The 13,059-nt window shown below is 72.2% G+C and carries 15 protein-coding genes and 1 pseudogene; 4 read left to right on the top strand and 12 right to left on the bottom strand.

The features are described from left to right. The first annotated feature begins 146 nt into the window (after positions 1–146). Positions 147–1,061 carry a bile acid:sodium symporter family protein gene (locus CYQ11_RS25340; protein ID WP_338105730.1) on the top strand — a complete coding sequence of 305 codons (915 nt, stop codon included), beginning with the start codon at positions 147–149 and terminating at the stop codon, positions 1,059–1,061. On the opposite strand, the gene CYQ11_RS29850 is transcribed toward CYQ11_RS25340, so the two are convergent. Next, positions 1,058–1,210 (bottom strand): hypothetical protein, encoded by a 153-nt coding sequence (locus CYQ11_RS29850; protein WP_181143782.1) that lies wholly within the window; start codon positions 1,208–1,210, stop codon positions 1,058–1,060. The two genes, CYQ11_RS25340 and CYQ11_RS29850, sit on opposite strands and share 4 nt — an antisense overlap. Before the next feature lie 168 nt (positions 1,211–1,378). Next, positions 1,379–1,585 carry a hypothetical protein gene (locus tag CYQ11_RS30485; protein ID WP_240003703.1) on the bottom strand — a complete coding sequence of 69 codons (207 nt, stop codon included), beginning with the start codon at positions 1,583–1,585 and terminating at the stop codon, positions 1,379–1,381. A gap of 184 nt (positions 1,586–1,769) precedes the next feature. Between CYQ11_RS30485 and CYQ11_RS25330 the strand changes: the two genes are divergently transcribed. Together CYQ11_RS25330 and CYQ11_RS25325 are read left to right on the top strand one after the other, a co-directional pair. Continuing rightward, positions 1,770–2,417: an L-threonylcarbamoyladenylate synthase gene (locus tag CYQ11_RS25330; protein WP_099202630.1), complete on the top strand. Its 648-nt coding sequence runs from the start codon at positions 1,770–1,772 to the stop codon at positions 2,415–2,417. Positions 2,418–2,551: 134 nt separating this feature from the next. Further along, on the top strand, positions 2,552–3,202 hold the full coding sequence (locus CYQ11_RS25325; RefSeq protein ID WP_099202629.1) for a carbonic anhydrase: 651 nt from the start codon (positions 2,552–2,554) through the stop codon (positions 3,200–3,202). Here CYQ11_RS25325 and CYQ11_RS25320 read toward each other — a convergent pair. Further along, entirely contained in the window at positions 3,150–4,484 is a 1,335-nt protein-coding gene (locus tag CYQ11_RS25320; RefSeq protein ID WP_338105729.1) for an NAD(P)-binding domain-containing protein, read from the bottom strand. The genes CYQ11_RS25325 and CYQ11_RS25320 overlap by 53 nt on opposite strands. A 1,017-nt stretch (positions 4,485–5,501) precedes the next feature. Then, entirely contained in the window at positions 5,502–5,852 is a 351-nt protein-coding gene (locus CYQ11_RS25315) for a MerR family transcriptional regulator (protein WP_099202627.1), read from the bottom strand. Positions 5,853–6,336: 484 nt separating this feature from the next. Between CYQ11_RS25315 and CYQ11_RS25310 the strand changes: the two genes are divergently transcribed. Continuing rightward, positions 6,337–6,711 carry a GvpU-like protein gene (locus CYQ11_RS25310; RefSeq protein ID WP_099202626.1) on the top strand — a complete coding sequence of 125 codons (375 nt, stop codon included), beginning with the start codon at positions 6,337–6,339 and terminating at the stop codon, positions 6,709–6,711. A 171-nt stretch (positions 6,712–6,882) separates the two neighbouring features. Here CYQ11_RS25310 and CYQ11_RS25305 read toward each other — a convergent pair whose 3' ends face one another. The 8 genes and pseudogenes from CYQ11_RS25305 to CYQ11_RS25275 all read right to left on the bottom strand — a co-directional run bounded on the left by CYQ11_RS25305 (position 6,883) and on the right by CYQ11_RS25275 (position 12,807). Beyond that, positions 6,883–7,242: an SCO5918 family protein gene (locus CYQ11_RS25305; protein ID WP_099202625.1), complete on the bottom strand. Its 360-nt coding sequence runs from the start codon at positions 7,240–7,242 to the stop codon at positions 6,883–6,885. Positions 7,243–7,296: 54 nt separating this feature from the next. Beyond that, positions 7,297–7,707 carry a hypothetical protein gene (locus tag CYQ11_RS25300; RefSeq protein ID WP_099202624.1) on the bottom strand — a complete coding sequence of 137 codons (411 nt, stop codon included), beginning with the start codon at positions 7,705–7,707 and terminating at the stop codon, positions 7,297–7,299. Positions 7,708–7,811: 104 nt separating this feature from the next. Beyond that, positions 7,812–9,305: a DEAD/DEAH box helicase gene (locus CYQ11_RS25295; protein WP_099202623.1), complete on the bottom strand. Its 1,494-nt coding sequence runs from the start codon at positions 9,303–9,305 to the stop codon at positions 7,812–7,814. Between the two features lie 323 nt (positions 9,306–9,628). Next, positions 9,629–9,832, bottom strand: a complete 204-nt coding sequence (locus CYQ11_RS25290; RefSeq protein WP_099202622.1) for a cold-shock protein — start codon at positions 9,830–9,832, stop codon at positions 9,629–9,631. Positions 9,833–10,372: 540 nt separating this feature from the next. Then, complete coding sequence (locus CYQ11_RS29845) at positions 10,373–10,684, bottom strand: hypothetical protein (protein WP_181143781.1); 312 nt, start codon at positions 10,682–10,684, stop codon at positions 10,373–10,375. Between the two features lie 125 nt (positions 10,685–10,809). Further along, positions 10,810–10,863 (bottom strand): annotated as a pseudogene (locus CYQ11_RS30930) (FAD-dependent monooxygenase); the annotation flags it as partial. 238 nt (positions 10,864–11,101) lie between these two features. After that, positions 11,102–11,680 carry a hypothetical protein gene (locus CYQ11_RS25280; protein WP_240003702.1) on the bottom strand — a complete coding sequence of 193 codons (579 nt, stop codon included), beginning with the start codon at positions 11,678–11,680 and terminating at the stop codon, positions 11,102–11,104. A gap of 5 nt (positions 11,681–11,685) precedes the next feature. After that, on the bottom strand, positions 11,686–12,807 hold the full coding sequence (locus CYQ11_RS25275; protein ID WP_104651088.1) for an ROK family glucokinase: 1,122 nt from the start codon (positions 12,805–12,807) through the stop codon (positions 11,686–11,688). Between the last annotated feature and the right edge of the window lie 252 nt (positions 12,808–13,059).

Raw genomic sequence — 13,059 nt, 5'->3', positions numbered from 1 at the left:
GCGCCACGGACGAGGCCGGCCCGCCGTCCGGTCCTCTTCCTCCGGGCCGGTTGACGGCTTGGCTGCGCCGACGGCTCGGATGGACCGTCACGGCGGCGTACCTGACCGCCGTCGCGCTTCCCGGGCCCGGCCTCCGGCTCCGCCACGTGCACACCGTTCCCCTGCCGGGCGCGTGCCTTCCGCTGAACGTGCCCTCGCTGCTGCTGGCCCTGGTGCTGTTCTCGGCCGGCCTGCAAGTACCGCTCGGCGACCTGGGCCGCCTCCTGCGGCGGCCCCTCGCCCTGCTGGCCGGACTGGCCCTGCACCTGGCCGCCCCGCTGCTGGTCGTCCCCGCCGTCGCGTTCGCCCTCCAGCGCTCCCCCGACTCCGACGGCGGCAGCGGCTTGATCACCGCCATGATCCTCATCGTCGCGATGCCCGTAGCGGCCGGCGCCACCGTCTGGACGGGCAAGGGAGACGCCGACCAGCCGGTCATGGTCGGGCTCGTGCTCGCCTCCACCCTCCTCAGCCCCTTCACCGTCCCGCTGACCGTGCACGCCCTGTCACCTCTGCTCGGCGGCGACTACGCGGGAACCCTGGACAAGGCCGCGTACGGCGCCGGCAACAGCTTCGCACTCACCTCGGTCCTGCTGCCCTGCGGCGCGGGCATCCTGACCCGGCTCTTCCTCCCCCATCGCGTCATGCAGCCACTGTTGCGCGCGACACCGGCGGCGGCGCTGTGGGGATCCCTGCTCCTGACATACGTCAACGCCAGCGGCGCACTCGGTTCGTTCTTCACACAGCCCCGCCCCCTCCTGCTCGCCGCGGCGCTCATCGTGGCCTCGGCGGTGTGCGCACTGTCCTTCGCCCTTGGCCGTGTCACCGCGCGCCTGCTCCGCCTGGACACGCCCACAGGCTCGTCGCTGACTCTCGCCTGCGGCATGAACAACAGCAGCGCGAGCGCCGTCCTCATCACCACCGCGCTGCCCGACAGACCTCACCTCCTCCTGCCCGTCCTCGCCTACGGCTTCCTGCAGAAGCTCGCCGCCGGCCGAGTCGTACGCGCGAGTGCCCACGGTTAGCGTGATGCGGCGGCCTCCATCGTGACCGCCGGGGCGACGAGGTCATCGGGCAGGCTCTCCCGGAACCACGACACCGACGGGCGCCCCGACAGCGCGGCGATCACGCCCACGAAGACCTCGCCGACGCCTGCGAGCGGTACCGCGTCCACGCCCCAGCCTTCCTGCCACCCTCGCGCCCCTCACCCACGGCGCACAGGTAAAAGATCAAGTCGGTGCTCGGCGCGAACGAAGACCACGTGCTGGTACTCGGCCTGCGGGGCGGCAGGCGACGTTGAAGGCGCCGTCCGCGGTGGCGTCGGGGTGGTGTGTCCGGACAGTCAGTCGGGGTTGGGCGGGGTCGGGGAGGGGTTCGTGAGGGTGTCGAGTTGGGTGGCGAGGTCGGGGTGGGTGGTGGTCAGGTGAGGGCGGGTGGCGTCGAGGGGACGGAGGAGGGCGCGGGGGGACGGAGGGGGGGGCGGCGGGGGGCCGAAATGACCGCCGCCCATCAGGTCCAGCCGGGACGGCGAATCGCGGGGACTGCCCATCACTCGTCGCGCCGTCCTGGTCCGAGGCGTCCCGCGCGGTGCCGCTCATGCGCAGGTGCGGTGGCGGCGGCGAGCGGGACGCTGGATAGGGGTGAAAAGTACGAGTGGGCAAGGTGAGGGCCGGTAGCCTACTGAGGTGAACGATCAGGTGTGGGCCGAGCGCCCGCAGGGACGGAGAACAGCGATGGCCCGTCGGTTTGACTGCTCCACGATGTCCGGCCACGCCGACGGGCTGCGCGCGGCCGCCGTGGCCGTGGGGCAGGGTGAACTGGTGGTACTGCCTACGGACACCGTGTACGGCATCGGTGCCGACGCCTTCGACCGGGAGGCGGTGGACAGGCTGCTGCGGGCCAAGGGCCGCGGCCGTGCCATGCCCTCACCGGTGCTGGTCGCCTCCCCCGACGCCCTGCGCGACCTGGTCACCGGCTTCCCCGAGCGGGGCTGGGCCCTGGTGGAGGCATTCTGGCCCGGTGGGCTGACCCTGGTCGCCCGCCATCTGCCGTCGCTGACCTGGGATCTGGGGGAGACCCACGGCACCGTGGCGGTGCGGATGCCGTCCCACCCGGTGGCGCTCGACCTGCTCGCCGAGACCGGGCCGATGGCGGTCTCCAGCGCCAACCTGACGGGACAGCCGTCCCCGCAGGACTGCGACGCCGCCCGGGACATGCTCGGCGACGCGGTCGCCGTCTACCTGGACGGCGGCCCCACCGAGGCCGCTGTCGCCTCCTCGATCGTGGACCTCACCGGCCCGGTGCCCGTACTCAAACGCGCGGGCGCGATCAGCGCCGAGAGACTGCGCACAGTGGTGCCCGACCTGCTGGACGCCCCCTGAACCCCACCGCGCTCCAAGGCTCCGGCCCGAAGCCCCCGCGCGACACGACGACGCTCAGCCCCCGGCCAGCCGGCAGGCCCCTCCTGGCGGATCCCCGCGCAGTGGCGAGCTGGGCCTTCTCATATCCTGCGGGCATGACTGACGCCCTGCCCCTGACTCCGTCCGAAGCCTTCGAGCTGTTGCTGGCCGGCAACCAGCGTTTCGTCGCGGGCGCACCGGAGCACCCGAACCAGGATGCTGTGCGCCGCGCCGAGACCGCGCCCGGCCAGCGCCCGTTCGCCGTGCTCTTCGGATGCTCCGATTCACGCCTGGCCGCCGAGATCATCTTCGACCGGGGCCTGGGCGACCTGTTCGTCGTCCGCACCGCGGGCCACGTCGCCGGGCCGGAGGTGCTGGGCAGCATCGAATACGGTGTCAGTGTGCTGGACTGCCCGCTGGTCGTGGTCCTGGGCCACGACTCGTGCGGCGCCGTGGCGGCCACCCGCGCCGCCCTGGCCGACGGCGTCGGCACCACCGGGTACATACGCGATCTCATCGAGCGCGTCACCCCCAGCGTGCTGGCCGCCCGGGCAGCCGGACTCACCCAGGACGACGACATCATCGCCGAGCACGTACGGCACACCGTCGGCCTTCTCCTGGACCGCTCCCGGGTCCTGGCCGATCAGGTCGCCGCGGGACGGACGGCAGTGGTGGGTCTGTCCTACCGGCTGGCCGACGGCAGCGCCCGCCTCGTCACCACCCGCGGCCTGCCGGCGGAGGCAGCCGACGCGGGCACGGATGCCTGAACGGGACGGGACCGGCTCCCGCCGGCGCAGGGGGGATGCCCGGCCTAAAGGCCTCGTCCGGTGGTTCTGGGCAGTCAGCGGTGTGAGCCTGGTAGGTCAGTGCGGCGGTGATCCGCCGGGCGGCGAATCCGGTACCGGCGACGAATCGCAGCATCGGCCCGAAAGTGGGCGCGGCCAAGGAACCGGTGAAGTACAGCCCCGGTACACAGGACTCGAACGCGCCGGACAAACAGGGGGCCTTCGAGCCAGCCACCCGGGCCACCGCGAGCCGCACCGCCGGCGTCAGGAAAGGCAGGGCGTCCACGTCGAGCCGGTACCCGGTGGCCGCCAGCACGTGATCGACCGACAGTTCGGCCCGGTCGTCGCCCACGCCCTCCACCCACAACCGCACCTCGGGCCCGTCCATGTGCGCTTGCCGGATGCGGCAGGAGGTGCGGACGGGCACGACGCCCTCGACGCGGTCGCGCAGCCACCACCCGCCCGCCGGGGCCAGCGCACGGCGGAACAACAGCATCCGCGCCGAAGCCGGAAGATGCCGTACCGTGCCCGGAGCGCGGCACACCACGGCCAGCGTCCAGCCGGTCCCCAGCGCCGAAGCCGGTGCGGCCAGCCGTCGGCTGACCGGGCGCCACAGCTGCGGGCGCTCTCCCCAGCGCACCCGGGGCGCGCGCACCAGAACCTGGACATCAGCGCCGCCCTCATGCAGGAGAGCGGCGCTCTCCAGCGCCGACTGCCCGCCGCCGACGACCACGACGCGGCGCCCGGCGTAGCGGGACAGGTCGGTGTGCTGGCTGGTGTGGGACAGCGGCCCCCGCGGGCCCGGCCCCTCAGGGGCCAGATGGCGGAGCCGGCGTGGGATGTGCGCGAGTGCGCCGAGCCCGGTGGCCACGACCACGGCCGCAGCCTCCAGCTCCTCACCGCCTTCCAGTTGGACAGTGAAGCCGCTCCCGGCCCGCTCCACCAGGCTCACGGGGACAGAAGCGACGGGGCCGACGTACCGCTGGGCGAACCACATCCCGTAGTCCACGAACGTCGTGCATGGGATCGGTGTCAGCTCGGTCAGCTCCTCCACGCCCGTGGCACGGCAGAAGTCCGCCAGCCGGCCGCCCGGCACGGGGGCGGTCAGATCCGTCGCCGCAGGCGTCGACTTCAGGAACATCCCGGTGGCCATCGCGTGCCGCCAGCTGCCCATGATCTCGCCGAAGACCCGCACCGGCACCCCGGCCGCCCGCAGATGAGCGGCCACCGACAAGCCGTACGGACCGGCGCCGATCACCACCACCGGCCTGCCCCTGGCCCCTCGCCCCCGCACGGCACGGCGCTGCCCGGAATACGACTGCGTCATTCATCCCCCCAGGGCCACGGCTGGCGCCCGCCCAGCGCACGCCGTCCATCACTGTGCGCAGGCCCCAGCCGTGCGCACCGCCTCCCCATCCCACGTCAGTGTGCCCTCCACGGTGCCACCAGCGCACGGCATTGGGATAAATCGGGAGACCATATCGCCTCGCTCCCATGGGGCATTCGTCGTCCCCCGCCCGCATAGGGAACTCGCCCTTCGCCTCCGTGGGAATCAGGGCCGTCCACCCCGCGGCGCAAGATCACCTCCCGTACGAGGACGGGCCGGGCCATGACGCCATGGGCCGACCGTTCGTTACGGGGACGGTGATCCGGAATCCGGCCTGTCCGCCGGCGGGCAGATGCTCGGTGTCCGCCATCAGCTCGGCTTGCCGAGCAAGGCACCAACGCGCCGCCCGTTCGGGCCGACCCGCAACGGGTGGCTCTGGCGGCGCCCACTGTGGGCACTCGAGGCGTTCGCAGATGCCGCAAGCAGGACCGAGGAGCGGACCTCTCTACTGAGGAACGCCGAGGCCCCCTGCCAGCACCTATCCGGTGGGGGCCCAGTGACCATCACGAGTCACGTCGCTGTCACCAACACCATCGACGCACCTGGACCACAGCGCCCCCACTTGCACAAACAGCAGCGACATAGACCACGTGGACGCCAGAAGACGCTTCCGCCTACCTGTGCCATGTGGTACCGAGGGCCGGGCCCACGACCAGGACCGGGGCGTCTTCCGGCCCGTCAGAGCGGTATTGGAGGGTGTTCGGCGTACTCTCACTCACCCGCTCACGCTCCCACATCTCACAGATGCCCCTGTGACGGGGGTCGGGCGCGCACCGGTCCGACCAGGGCGCAGACAGCGCGGGCGAGATGGCGCTTGGGGCGGATCCGGCGGGACCGGGCCCGGCCGGGGGCCCGATGATCCCTCGTGCGCACCGGCCGGTCCGGCCGACGTCCTCAGGCGGAACCGGAACCGGAACTGTCTGACGCCTGCTTCGCCGTGCGGCGGTACTCGGCGTTGATGCGCTGTGCTTCCTCGAGCTGGTCCTCGAGAATGACGATGCGGCAGGCGGCCTCGACCGGTGTCCCCCTGTCGACCAGCTCGCGGGCGCGAGCGGCGATCCGGAGCTGGTAGCGGGAGTAGCGCCGGTGTCCGCCCTCGGAGCGGAGTGGCGTGATGAGCCTGGCCTCGCCGATGGCCCGGAGGAAACCCGGGGTGGTGCCGAGCATCTCGGCGGCCCGGCCCATCGTGTAGGCGGGGTAGTCGTCGTCGTCCAGACGATCGCTCAGTGGACTGTCTGCTGGCATGTCACCTCGTTCTGCAACGCGTTGAGGGGCCCTGGTGCCGTACGGCACCAGGGCCCCGAAGGAAATTGAACACCATCTGCCGGCGTTACTGCCTCGCCGGCCTTCTGCTTCCGTCGCCCGGCCCGGGAGAGGGCGGGGCGTACGGGGATCGCGGTTGCGTGACCGGGGACCACCTTCCGTTCCGGGGCCTTGCGGTACCCGACCCGAACACTCTCGGACCGGGCGATCCTGATGGCGTCTGCTCCCTCCGTCCTTCCTCTGGTGAATCCGTGTGTAAGAACCGGCACTGTGTACGACCTGTGCCATCCCGGCAGTTCATGTCTGCCGGGCCTCTCGGACCATGTCTACGAGAGAAAATCTAACCACTCACCGGGCCAATGTCTACTCCGGCAAACACAGATTTTGATCGAGTCGCATCACAGGTAACCTCACGTCACTCCTGCCGGTGGATGGCGGGAGCGGCCGCTGGATAGAATCGGCTCCCATGTCGAACCCTGACGACCTGCTCGTCGGCATCTCCACCATGGTGGAGTCCGGGCAGAGCAATCAGATGTCGCTGACCGTGGTGGTCGGTGGTGCTGTCATCACTGGCCGACTGGCTCCCGAGGCCGCGTGGAGGGAGCGGGTCTCGGAGGTACTCAAGGACTCGGACCACCTCGGTTCGTTCTCCGCCGTCTTCAGCGCGGACCGGCCGCAGGACCGCGCCGACCGCGCCGAGGCGCCCACGCATCTACACTTCCATCTCGCCCGGATCCTCCAGGGCAACATCGGAATCCCCGAGACCGGGGGGATGTACCGCGTCGCGATCAAGGACGTCAGCGCCTGGACCGTGGGCGACTTCAGCTACTCCGACCACTGAGACGCCACACTGAGACCCCGTGTCCGGCGCCGCCCGCAGTGACGGCGCCGGTCGATCCGAACAACCGTACGACGACAGCGATGAAGGGCCCTGCCGACGCGCGTCGGCAGGGCCCTTCATCGCTGTCCTGTGCCGGACGCCGTCCGGTGGATCAGCTTCCGGAGGTCGTCGTCACAGCCCCAGCGGGCCGGGGCCGCCCAGCAGCGCCGACGCGGTCTCGAGCGGCGTGGGGGCGTGCGAGGCGTGCGAGGCGTGCGAGGCGTGCGAGGCGTGCGAGGGCGGAACCGGCACGGCCTCGTGGGCGCTCCGACAGGTGAAGCCCAGCCGCGCCATGGCCCGGGTGACCTCTCCGCTGGTGAAGTCGCGGCGGTCCTGCCGGGTGATGACTTCGCCCACCTGCTTGACGGGGTAGTGGCGGCGGCCGATGATCACGGACTCTCCCGTGATGGCCTCGGGCTTCACGCCCTTCATCGAGGTCAGCACCCCACTCTTGGTGAGGTCGAAGGGGAACCGGGCGATGACGCAGCGCATGATGCCTCACAGGGGAAGGAAGGGGACCGGGTCTACGGGGGCGGGTGGGGCCGATCAGCGGGACAGGGTGAGAGCGTCCAGGGCGGAACCGTGCTCGCGGGCGACGGCGGACGGGACGCCGGGCTGCCGGCACCGCGCCGGGTGCCCGGCTCCGGGCGTCGTCGTGGGGGCGGGCGGGGCGGGCGGCCCGTCGGCGCCGAGGACGTCCCTCAGCCGGAGCCGGTCCGTGTAGGCGGAACTGTCGCGGACGGCGACGAGCCGGGTCCGGGTGATCGAGCCCGTGACCTGATCGTCCCGGTCGCACAGGGACAGGAAGTCGACACGAGCGCCGGCCATGACGGCCAGCGCCACCTCCACGGTCATGTCGTCACAGACCTGCGGTCCGGACAGGTCCACGGCCTCGGCCCCGGCCGGGGCCGAGGTGAGGGGGTGCGGGGGGCGTTGCCGAGTCTGAGCCGGTGTCAAAGGGTGCCTCCTGCGGGACGGGCGGATGTGGAGGGTGCGGGCCGCGACTCGCCGCGTGACGGTGTCGGGTACGACGGTGCCGGACGCGACGGGTCTCGGCGGCTCTAAGCGGCCGCGTCGACGGACGAGCGCGGTGCCGTGCGGCGACCCGTGCCGCCGGCGGACCGGCCCCGGCCGACGCGACCACGCCGTCCGCGGGGCGAGGAGGAGTCGGCGCGCCGGGGACGTTCCGTGGCCGGCGCCGTGATGGTGACCGGGACGCCCGAGGGGGCCTGGGCACCGGTGATGCGGCTCAGTTCGGCTTCGCCCGAGCGCACCTCGGTGGTCTGCGGGGTGATGCCGGCGGCGGCCATCAGCCGGCTCATGGCGCGGCGCTGCTGGGGGGTCACCAGGGTGACGACGCTGCCGGACTCGCCGGCGCGGGCCGTGCGCCCGCCTCGGTGCAGGTAGTCCTTGTGGTCGCTGGGCGGGTCGACGTTCACGACCAGGTCGAGGTTGTCGACGTGGATACCGCGCGCCGCGACGTTGGTCGCCACCAGCACCGTCACATGTCCGGACTTGAAGCGGGACAGGGTCTTCGTGCGCTGCGGCTGGGACTTGCCGCCGTGCAGGGAGGCGGCGCGGACACCGCTGTTCAGCAGGTGCTCGGTCAGCCGGTCCACCGCGTGCTTGGTGTCCAGGAACATGATCACCCGGCCGTCCCGGGCCGCGATCTCGGTGGTCGTCCGGTGCTTGTCCGCGCCGTGCACGTGGAGGACGTGGTGCTCCATGGTCGTCACGGCGCCCGCGGACGGGTCGACGGAGTGGACCACCGGGTCGGTGAGGTAGCGGCGGACCAGCAGGTCGACGTTGCGGTCCAGGGTGGCCGAGAACAGCATCCGCTGGCCGTCGGGGCGCACCTGGTCGAGCAGCTCGGTGACCTGGGGCATGAAGCCCATGTCGGTCATCTGGTCGGCCTCGTCGAGCACGGTGACGGCGACCTGGTCCAGGCGGCAGTCGCCACGGTCGATGAGGTCCTTGAGCCGGCCCGGCGTGGCGACGACGACCTCCGCCCCGGTACGCAGCCCGGCGGCCTGCCTGCCGATCGGCATGCCACCGACCACGGTGGCAAGGCGCAGCCGCACGGAGCGGGCGTACGGAGTGAGGGCGTCGGTGACCTGCTGGGCCAGCTCACGGGTGGGTACGAGGACGAGGGCCAGCGGCAGCCGCGGCTCGGCGCGTCGACCTGCCGTACGGGCCAGCAGGGCGAGGCCGAAGGCGAGGGTCTTGCCCGAGCCGGTGCGGCCACGGCCGAGCACGTCACGCCCCGCGAGGGAGTTCGGCAGGGTCGCCGCCTGGATCGGGAACGGTACGGTCACGCCCTCATGGCCCAGCGCGGCCAGCAACTGCGCCGGCATGTCGAGATCGGCGAACGCCTCGACGGCGGGCAGCGCCGAGGTGACCGTCTTCGGCAGTGCGAACTCGCCCTGGGGCGAAGTCCGCCGGCGTCCGGGGCCTTCGGCACGGCGCGGGGAGCCGGAGCGGTTTCCGCCCATCGCGGAGCCCGGATTTCCGGAGCGGGTGCGGGCGGAGCGATCGTTTATACGCGTGCGGTTCACGGGGAACCTTCCTTGACGTGGCACGCATCAAGGAATTCCCGCAGAAAACGAGCAGCGCGGAGAATCGCAAGAACGAGCCGAAGAAAATGGGAGCCGAATCGGATGGACAATCGATCGGCGGAGGGATGCTCGCGGAGGCTTCGCCGGAGCGCGTGACGCGATTCCCGCGGCCGGGGCCAGTCGTTTCGCACGGAGGTCCCGGCGGGATGCTCGTCCGGAACCCGGGCGGGGCCCGGACAGCGGGTCGCGCATCCCCTCAAAACGCGTCGAGCCGGGGCCCGCACCCCAAGGTGCGGGCCCCGGCTGCGAGGTGCGTGCCGACGTCAGGCGGGAACGATGTTCTCGGCCGTCGGGCCCTTCTGGCCCTGCGCGATGTCGAACGTGACCTTCTGGCCCTCCGACAGCTCACGGAAGCCCTGGGCGGCGATGTTCGAGTAGTGGGCGAAGACGTCGGGGCCGCCGCCGTCCTGCTCGATGAAGCCGAAGCCCTTTTCGGCGTTGAACCACTTCACGGATCCGGAAGCCATGTTATTTCTCCTTCGGGGCGGTGCTCGGAGTTCACACCGTGTGTCCTCCGTGTCGCCGTGATGATCACCCTGCCGGAAATAACCGGAGCCAGAGAGGATCGCCACCGGAATGAACCGGCGGGGATGCCTGCAAGATTTCGGGAACCACAACTGCAACTGAGATCGAGACTAGCACGGTGCGATCGGCCGCGTACGGCGAATAACTCCGCTCTGCCTGTCGGGTAAGTAATATTCATCGCGCTCCGAACTTAATTCTCACTTCGCGAGCACAGATATTGACCTGCCCGGGTCCCATGGTTTCTGCCGAGGATTTGAGGGAGCTGGTAGCCGGCGGCGGGCCGCTGGGTGAGCGCCGGGCCCATCGCCGGGACGTCCGGCACGGCGGGCACGGCCGCGGTCGGGGCCGCGACGGCCAGGGCGCCGCCCGGCAGGGCCGGGTGGCACGCGCACAGGGGGCCGGACGTCACAGGAAGTGCCCGTCGGGACGGACGATGCGCGCCTGCCGGTAGGCGTCGGTCCGCACCGTCTGCAGGGGCAGGGTCATGGCCGCCGCCCGGGGATCCGGGGTGCCGCACGCCGGTACGAGGTGTACGTGGTGACCGGCGCGCAGGGCCTCGAACAGTCGGCGGTGGGGGCTCGTGGTCGTGGCGAGCAGCGGTACGTCGGGGGCCCGCGCTCCGTTCCGTACCCGGGCGCCGGGTCCGCGCCCCGCTCCTGCAGCCCGGCCAGGGCGGCGGCGAGGCGCCGGCGGACGGGCGGCAGCCCCGCACATCCCAGTCCCACGGCGCGCAGGGCGTGGCCCCACAGCGCGGGGGTCGCGTTGAAGTACAGCATGGCGCCGGTGAGCCGCATGACGCGGGCGGCGGACTGCCGGCGCTCCTAGGCGTAGGCGTCGAGGAGCCCCTCGTAGCGGGGGCGGCGACCGCCGCGGCCAGGCGCCACCCCAGGCTCATGGTGTCGGCGATTCCCGTGTCGAGGCCCTGGCCCCCGGTGGGCGGGTGGACGTGGGCGGCGTCGCCGGCCAGCAGCACGGCGCGGTCGCGGTACCGGGCGGCATGGCGGTGCTCGCACCGGTAGCGGCTGATCCACCCTCTCACCCGCACGCCGGCCGACCTCACCCCTTTCGGGAGCGACAACGACGGCCGCGTGTACACGGTGGCGGACCATCCGCAGAGCACCGCCTCGGTCGACGCACACCGCGCCTGAGGAACGGCAGCGGCTTCCCGCTCCCCCGCGCCGCGCTCACCACCGGCGCGCGGGGTACCGCCCTCAGGGGGTGGTGGTCGAGACGACGAAGACCTTCGGACGCTTCGGGTCGTCCAGGTTGGCGGTGATTTCCAGGGTGGGCTTGGGCTTGTCCTGCTCGTGGACCGTGCCCGCCCAGTGGTGACCGTCGCCGAACTCCCAGCCGACCTCGGCGGCCTCGTCCTCGTCGATGGTGACCTCGCCGTCCTCCAGGTCGGCGGCGCTGCTGCCCACCCCCGTGAGCCACTTGTCGAACTTCGCCCGGGTCGTCGTGAACCGCAGGTACAGGGCGCTGGACTTCCACGAGTTCGTCTCGAAGTGGGCGACGTCCTCGGCGGAGGACGGCACCGTCACCTCGTAGAGGCGCCGCTGCAGCCGGGTGGGCCAGCCCTCCTCCAGGCCGGTGGCGGCCGCCTGCTCCTGCTTGCTCTCGCCGCCCCCACGGCTCTGCATCGCCGAGATGTAGAGGTAGCCCGCGGGAATGGCGATGAGCAGGAAGACGATGACGGGCTTGAGCCAGCGGCGGTGCCGGCCGCCGCCCGGGCCCGCGCCACCCGGGGCCTCGTGGGGTCCGGGGGCGGCCGTGTGTTCCGGACGGTCCATCGTGATCACCCGCGGCCCGCCTGCGCGTAGCGCTCGTAGCGCTCGACGCGGCGCCGGTTGGCGCGGCGGAAGCGCCGGGCGACGAGCCGCGCCAGGTCGGCGGCGCCGACCATGCCCGCCTCGGGGCCCAGCTGCGCCTTGACGATGCGGGCCTCCGGGCGGTAGCCACGGCCGGTGAGGTGCCGGCGGAAGGCGTCCCGTGCCGGGCCGATCAGCAGGTCGTCGGCCGCGCTGACGCCACCGCCGATGACGAAGCAGGAGGGGTCGAGGGCGGCGGCGAGGTTGGCGATGCCCACACCCAGCCACTGGCCGATGTCCTGGAGCAGCTCCACGCACATGGCGTCGCCGGAGCGGGCCAGCTCCGTGATCAGCGGGCCGGTGATCTCGGGGATGTTGCCGGCGACGCGGTCGATGATCCCGTAGGCGACGGGCGACTCGGCGGCGGCCAGCTCGCGGGCCTCGCGCACCAGGGCGTTGCCGGAGCTGTACTGCTCCCAGCAGCCGCGGTTGCCGCACGGGCAGCGGTGGCCGCCGGGCACGACCTGCATGTGGCCGAACTCGCCGGCGACGCCGAACTTGCCGCGCTTGACCTGGCCGTCCTCGAGGATGGCGCCGCCGATGCCGGTGCCGAGGGTGATCATGACCAGGTGGTCCTCACCGCGGCCCGCGCCGAAGCGCCACTCCGCCCAGGCGGCGGTGTTGGCGTCGTTGTCGACCATGACCGGGACGGCCAGGCGGCCGGCGAGGCGGTCGCGCAGCGGCTCGTTCCGCCAGGACAGGTGGGGGGCGAACAGGACCCGGTTGCGGTCGGCGTCGACCCAGCCGGCGGCGCCGATGCCGACGGCGTGGACGTCGTGGCGGTCGGAGAGGTCCAGGACCAGCTCCACGATGGTGTCCTCGACGACCTTCGGGCTCTTGGACTTGTCCGGGGTCTCGGTGCGGAGCTTCTCGAGGATGTTGCCGTCGGCGTCGACGACGCCGGCCATGACCTTGGTGCCACCGATGTCGATGCCCACGGTGGGGACGCGGGGGGCGGTGAGGTGAGAGCGGCGCTCGCGCGTGCCCACCGTGCGGAGCACGGTCGCTCTGCCGGTGCCCCGGTATACGCGCTCGCGGTACATGCTCATCCGGTGGTCGCCCCTGCGGTGTCTCGTGAGGCCGGGCCTCGTGGATGCGGTCGTGGCCGATTGTGCCTCACGGGTGGGGGCGGGTGCACAACGGTGCGGCTTGCGGGGGCTCGGCCTTGTGCCGCCGCTTGCCGGTGCGTCGTGGGTCAGGAGCCGGGGCTGGGGCGGGACGCGGGTGGGTCGGGGCCGAGGGCGGACGGGCCCTTCCGGGGGCTGGATTGTTCACGGCGACCGCCGACCGTTGCGCTTGCC

This window comes from Streptomyces cinnamoneus, from assembly GCF_002939475.1.
GTDB classification, from domain to species: domain Bacteria; phylum Actinomycetota; class Actinomycetes; order Streptomycetales; family Streptomycetaceae; genus Streptomyces; species Streptomyces cinnamoneus_A.
Note: the sequence above shows the minus strand (reverse complement) of the source record. Positions and strands in the feature narration are given on the sequence as shown.

Bases quoted from the DNA above. Each gene is read 5' to 3' on its own strand.
- CYQ11_RS30485 (WP_240003703.1), bottom strand. From the start codon at position 1,585: ATGGGCAGTCCCCGCGATTCGCCGTCCCGGCTGGACCTGATGGGCGGC.
- CYQ11_RS25330 (WP_099202630.1), top strand. From the start codon at position 1,770: ATGGCCCGTCGGTTTGACTGCTCCACGATGTCCGGCCACGCCGACGGG.
- CYQ11_RS25325 (WP_099202629.1), top strand. From the start codon at position 2,552: ATGACTGACGCCCTGCCCCTGACTCCGTCCGAAGCCTTCGAGCTGTTG.
- CYQ11_RS25315 (WP_099202627.1), bottom strand. From the start codon at position 5,852: ATGCCAGCAGACAGTCCACTGAGCGATCGTCTGGACGACGACGACTAC.
- CYQ11_RS25310 (WP_099202626.1), top strand. From the start codon at position 6,337: ATGTCGAACCCTGACGACCTGCTCGTCGGCATCTCCACCATGGTGGAG.
- CYQ11_RS25305 (WP_099202625.1), bottom strand. From the start codon at position 7,242: ATGCGCTGCGTCATCGCCCGGTTCCCCTTCGACCTCACCAAGAGTGGG.
- CYQ11_RS25290 (WP_099202622.1), bottom strand. From the start codon at position 9,832: ATGGCTTCCGGATCCGTGAAGTGGTTCAACGCCGAAAAGGGCTTCGGC.
- CYQ11_RS29845 (WP_181143781.1), bottom strand. From the start codon at position 10,684: ATGCGGCTCACCGGCGCCATGCTGTACTTCAACGCGACCCCCGCGCTG.
- CYQ11_RS25280 (WP_240003702.1), bottom strand. From the start codon at position 11,680: ATGGACCGTCCGGAACACACGGCCGCCCCCGGACCCCACGAGGCCCCG.
- CYQ11_RS25275 (WP_104651088.1), bottom strand. From the start codon at position 12,807: ATGAGCATGTACCGCGAGCGCGTATACCGGGGCACCGGCAGAGCGACC.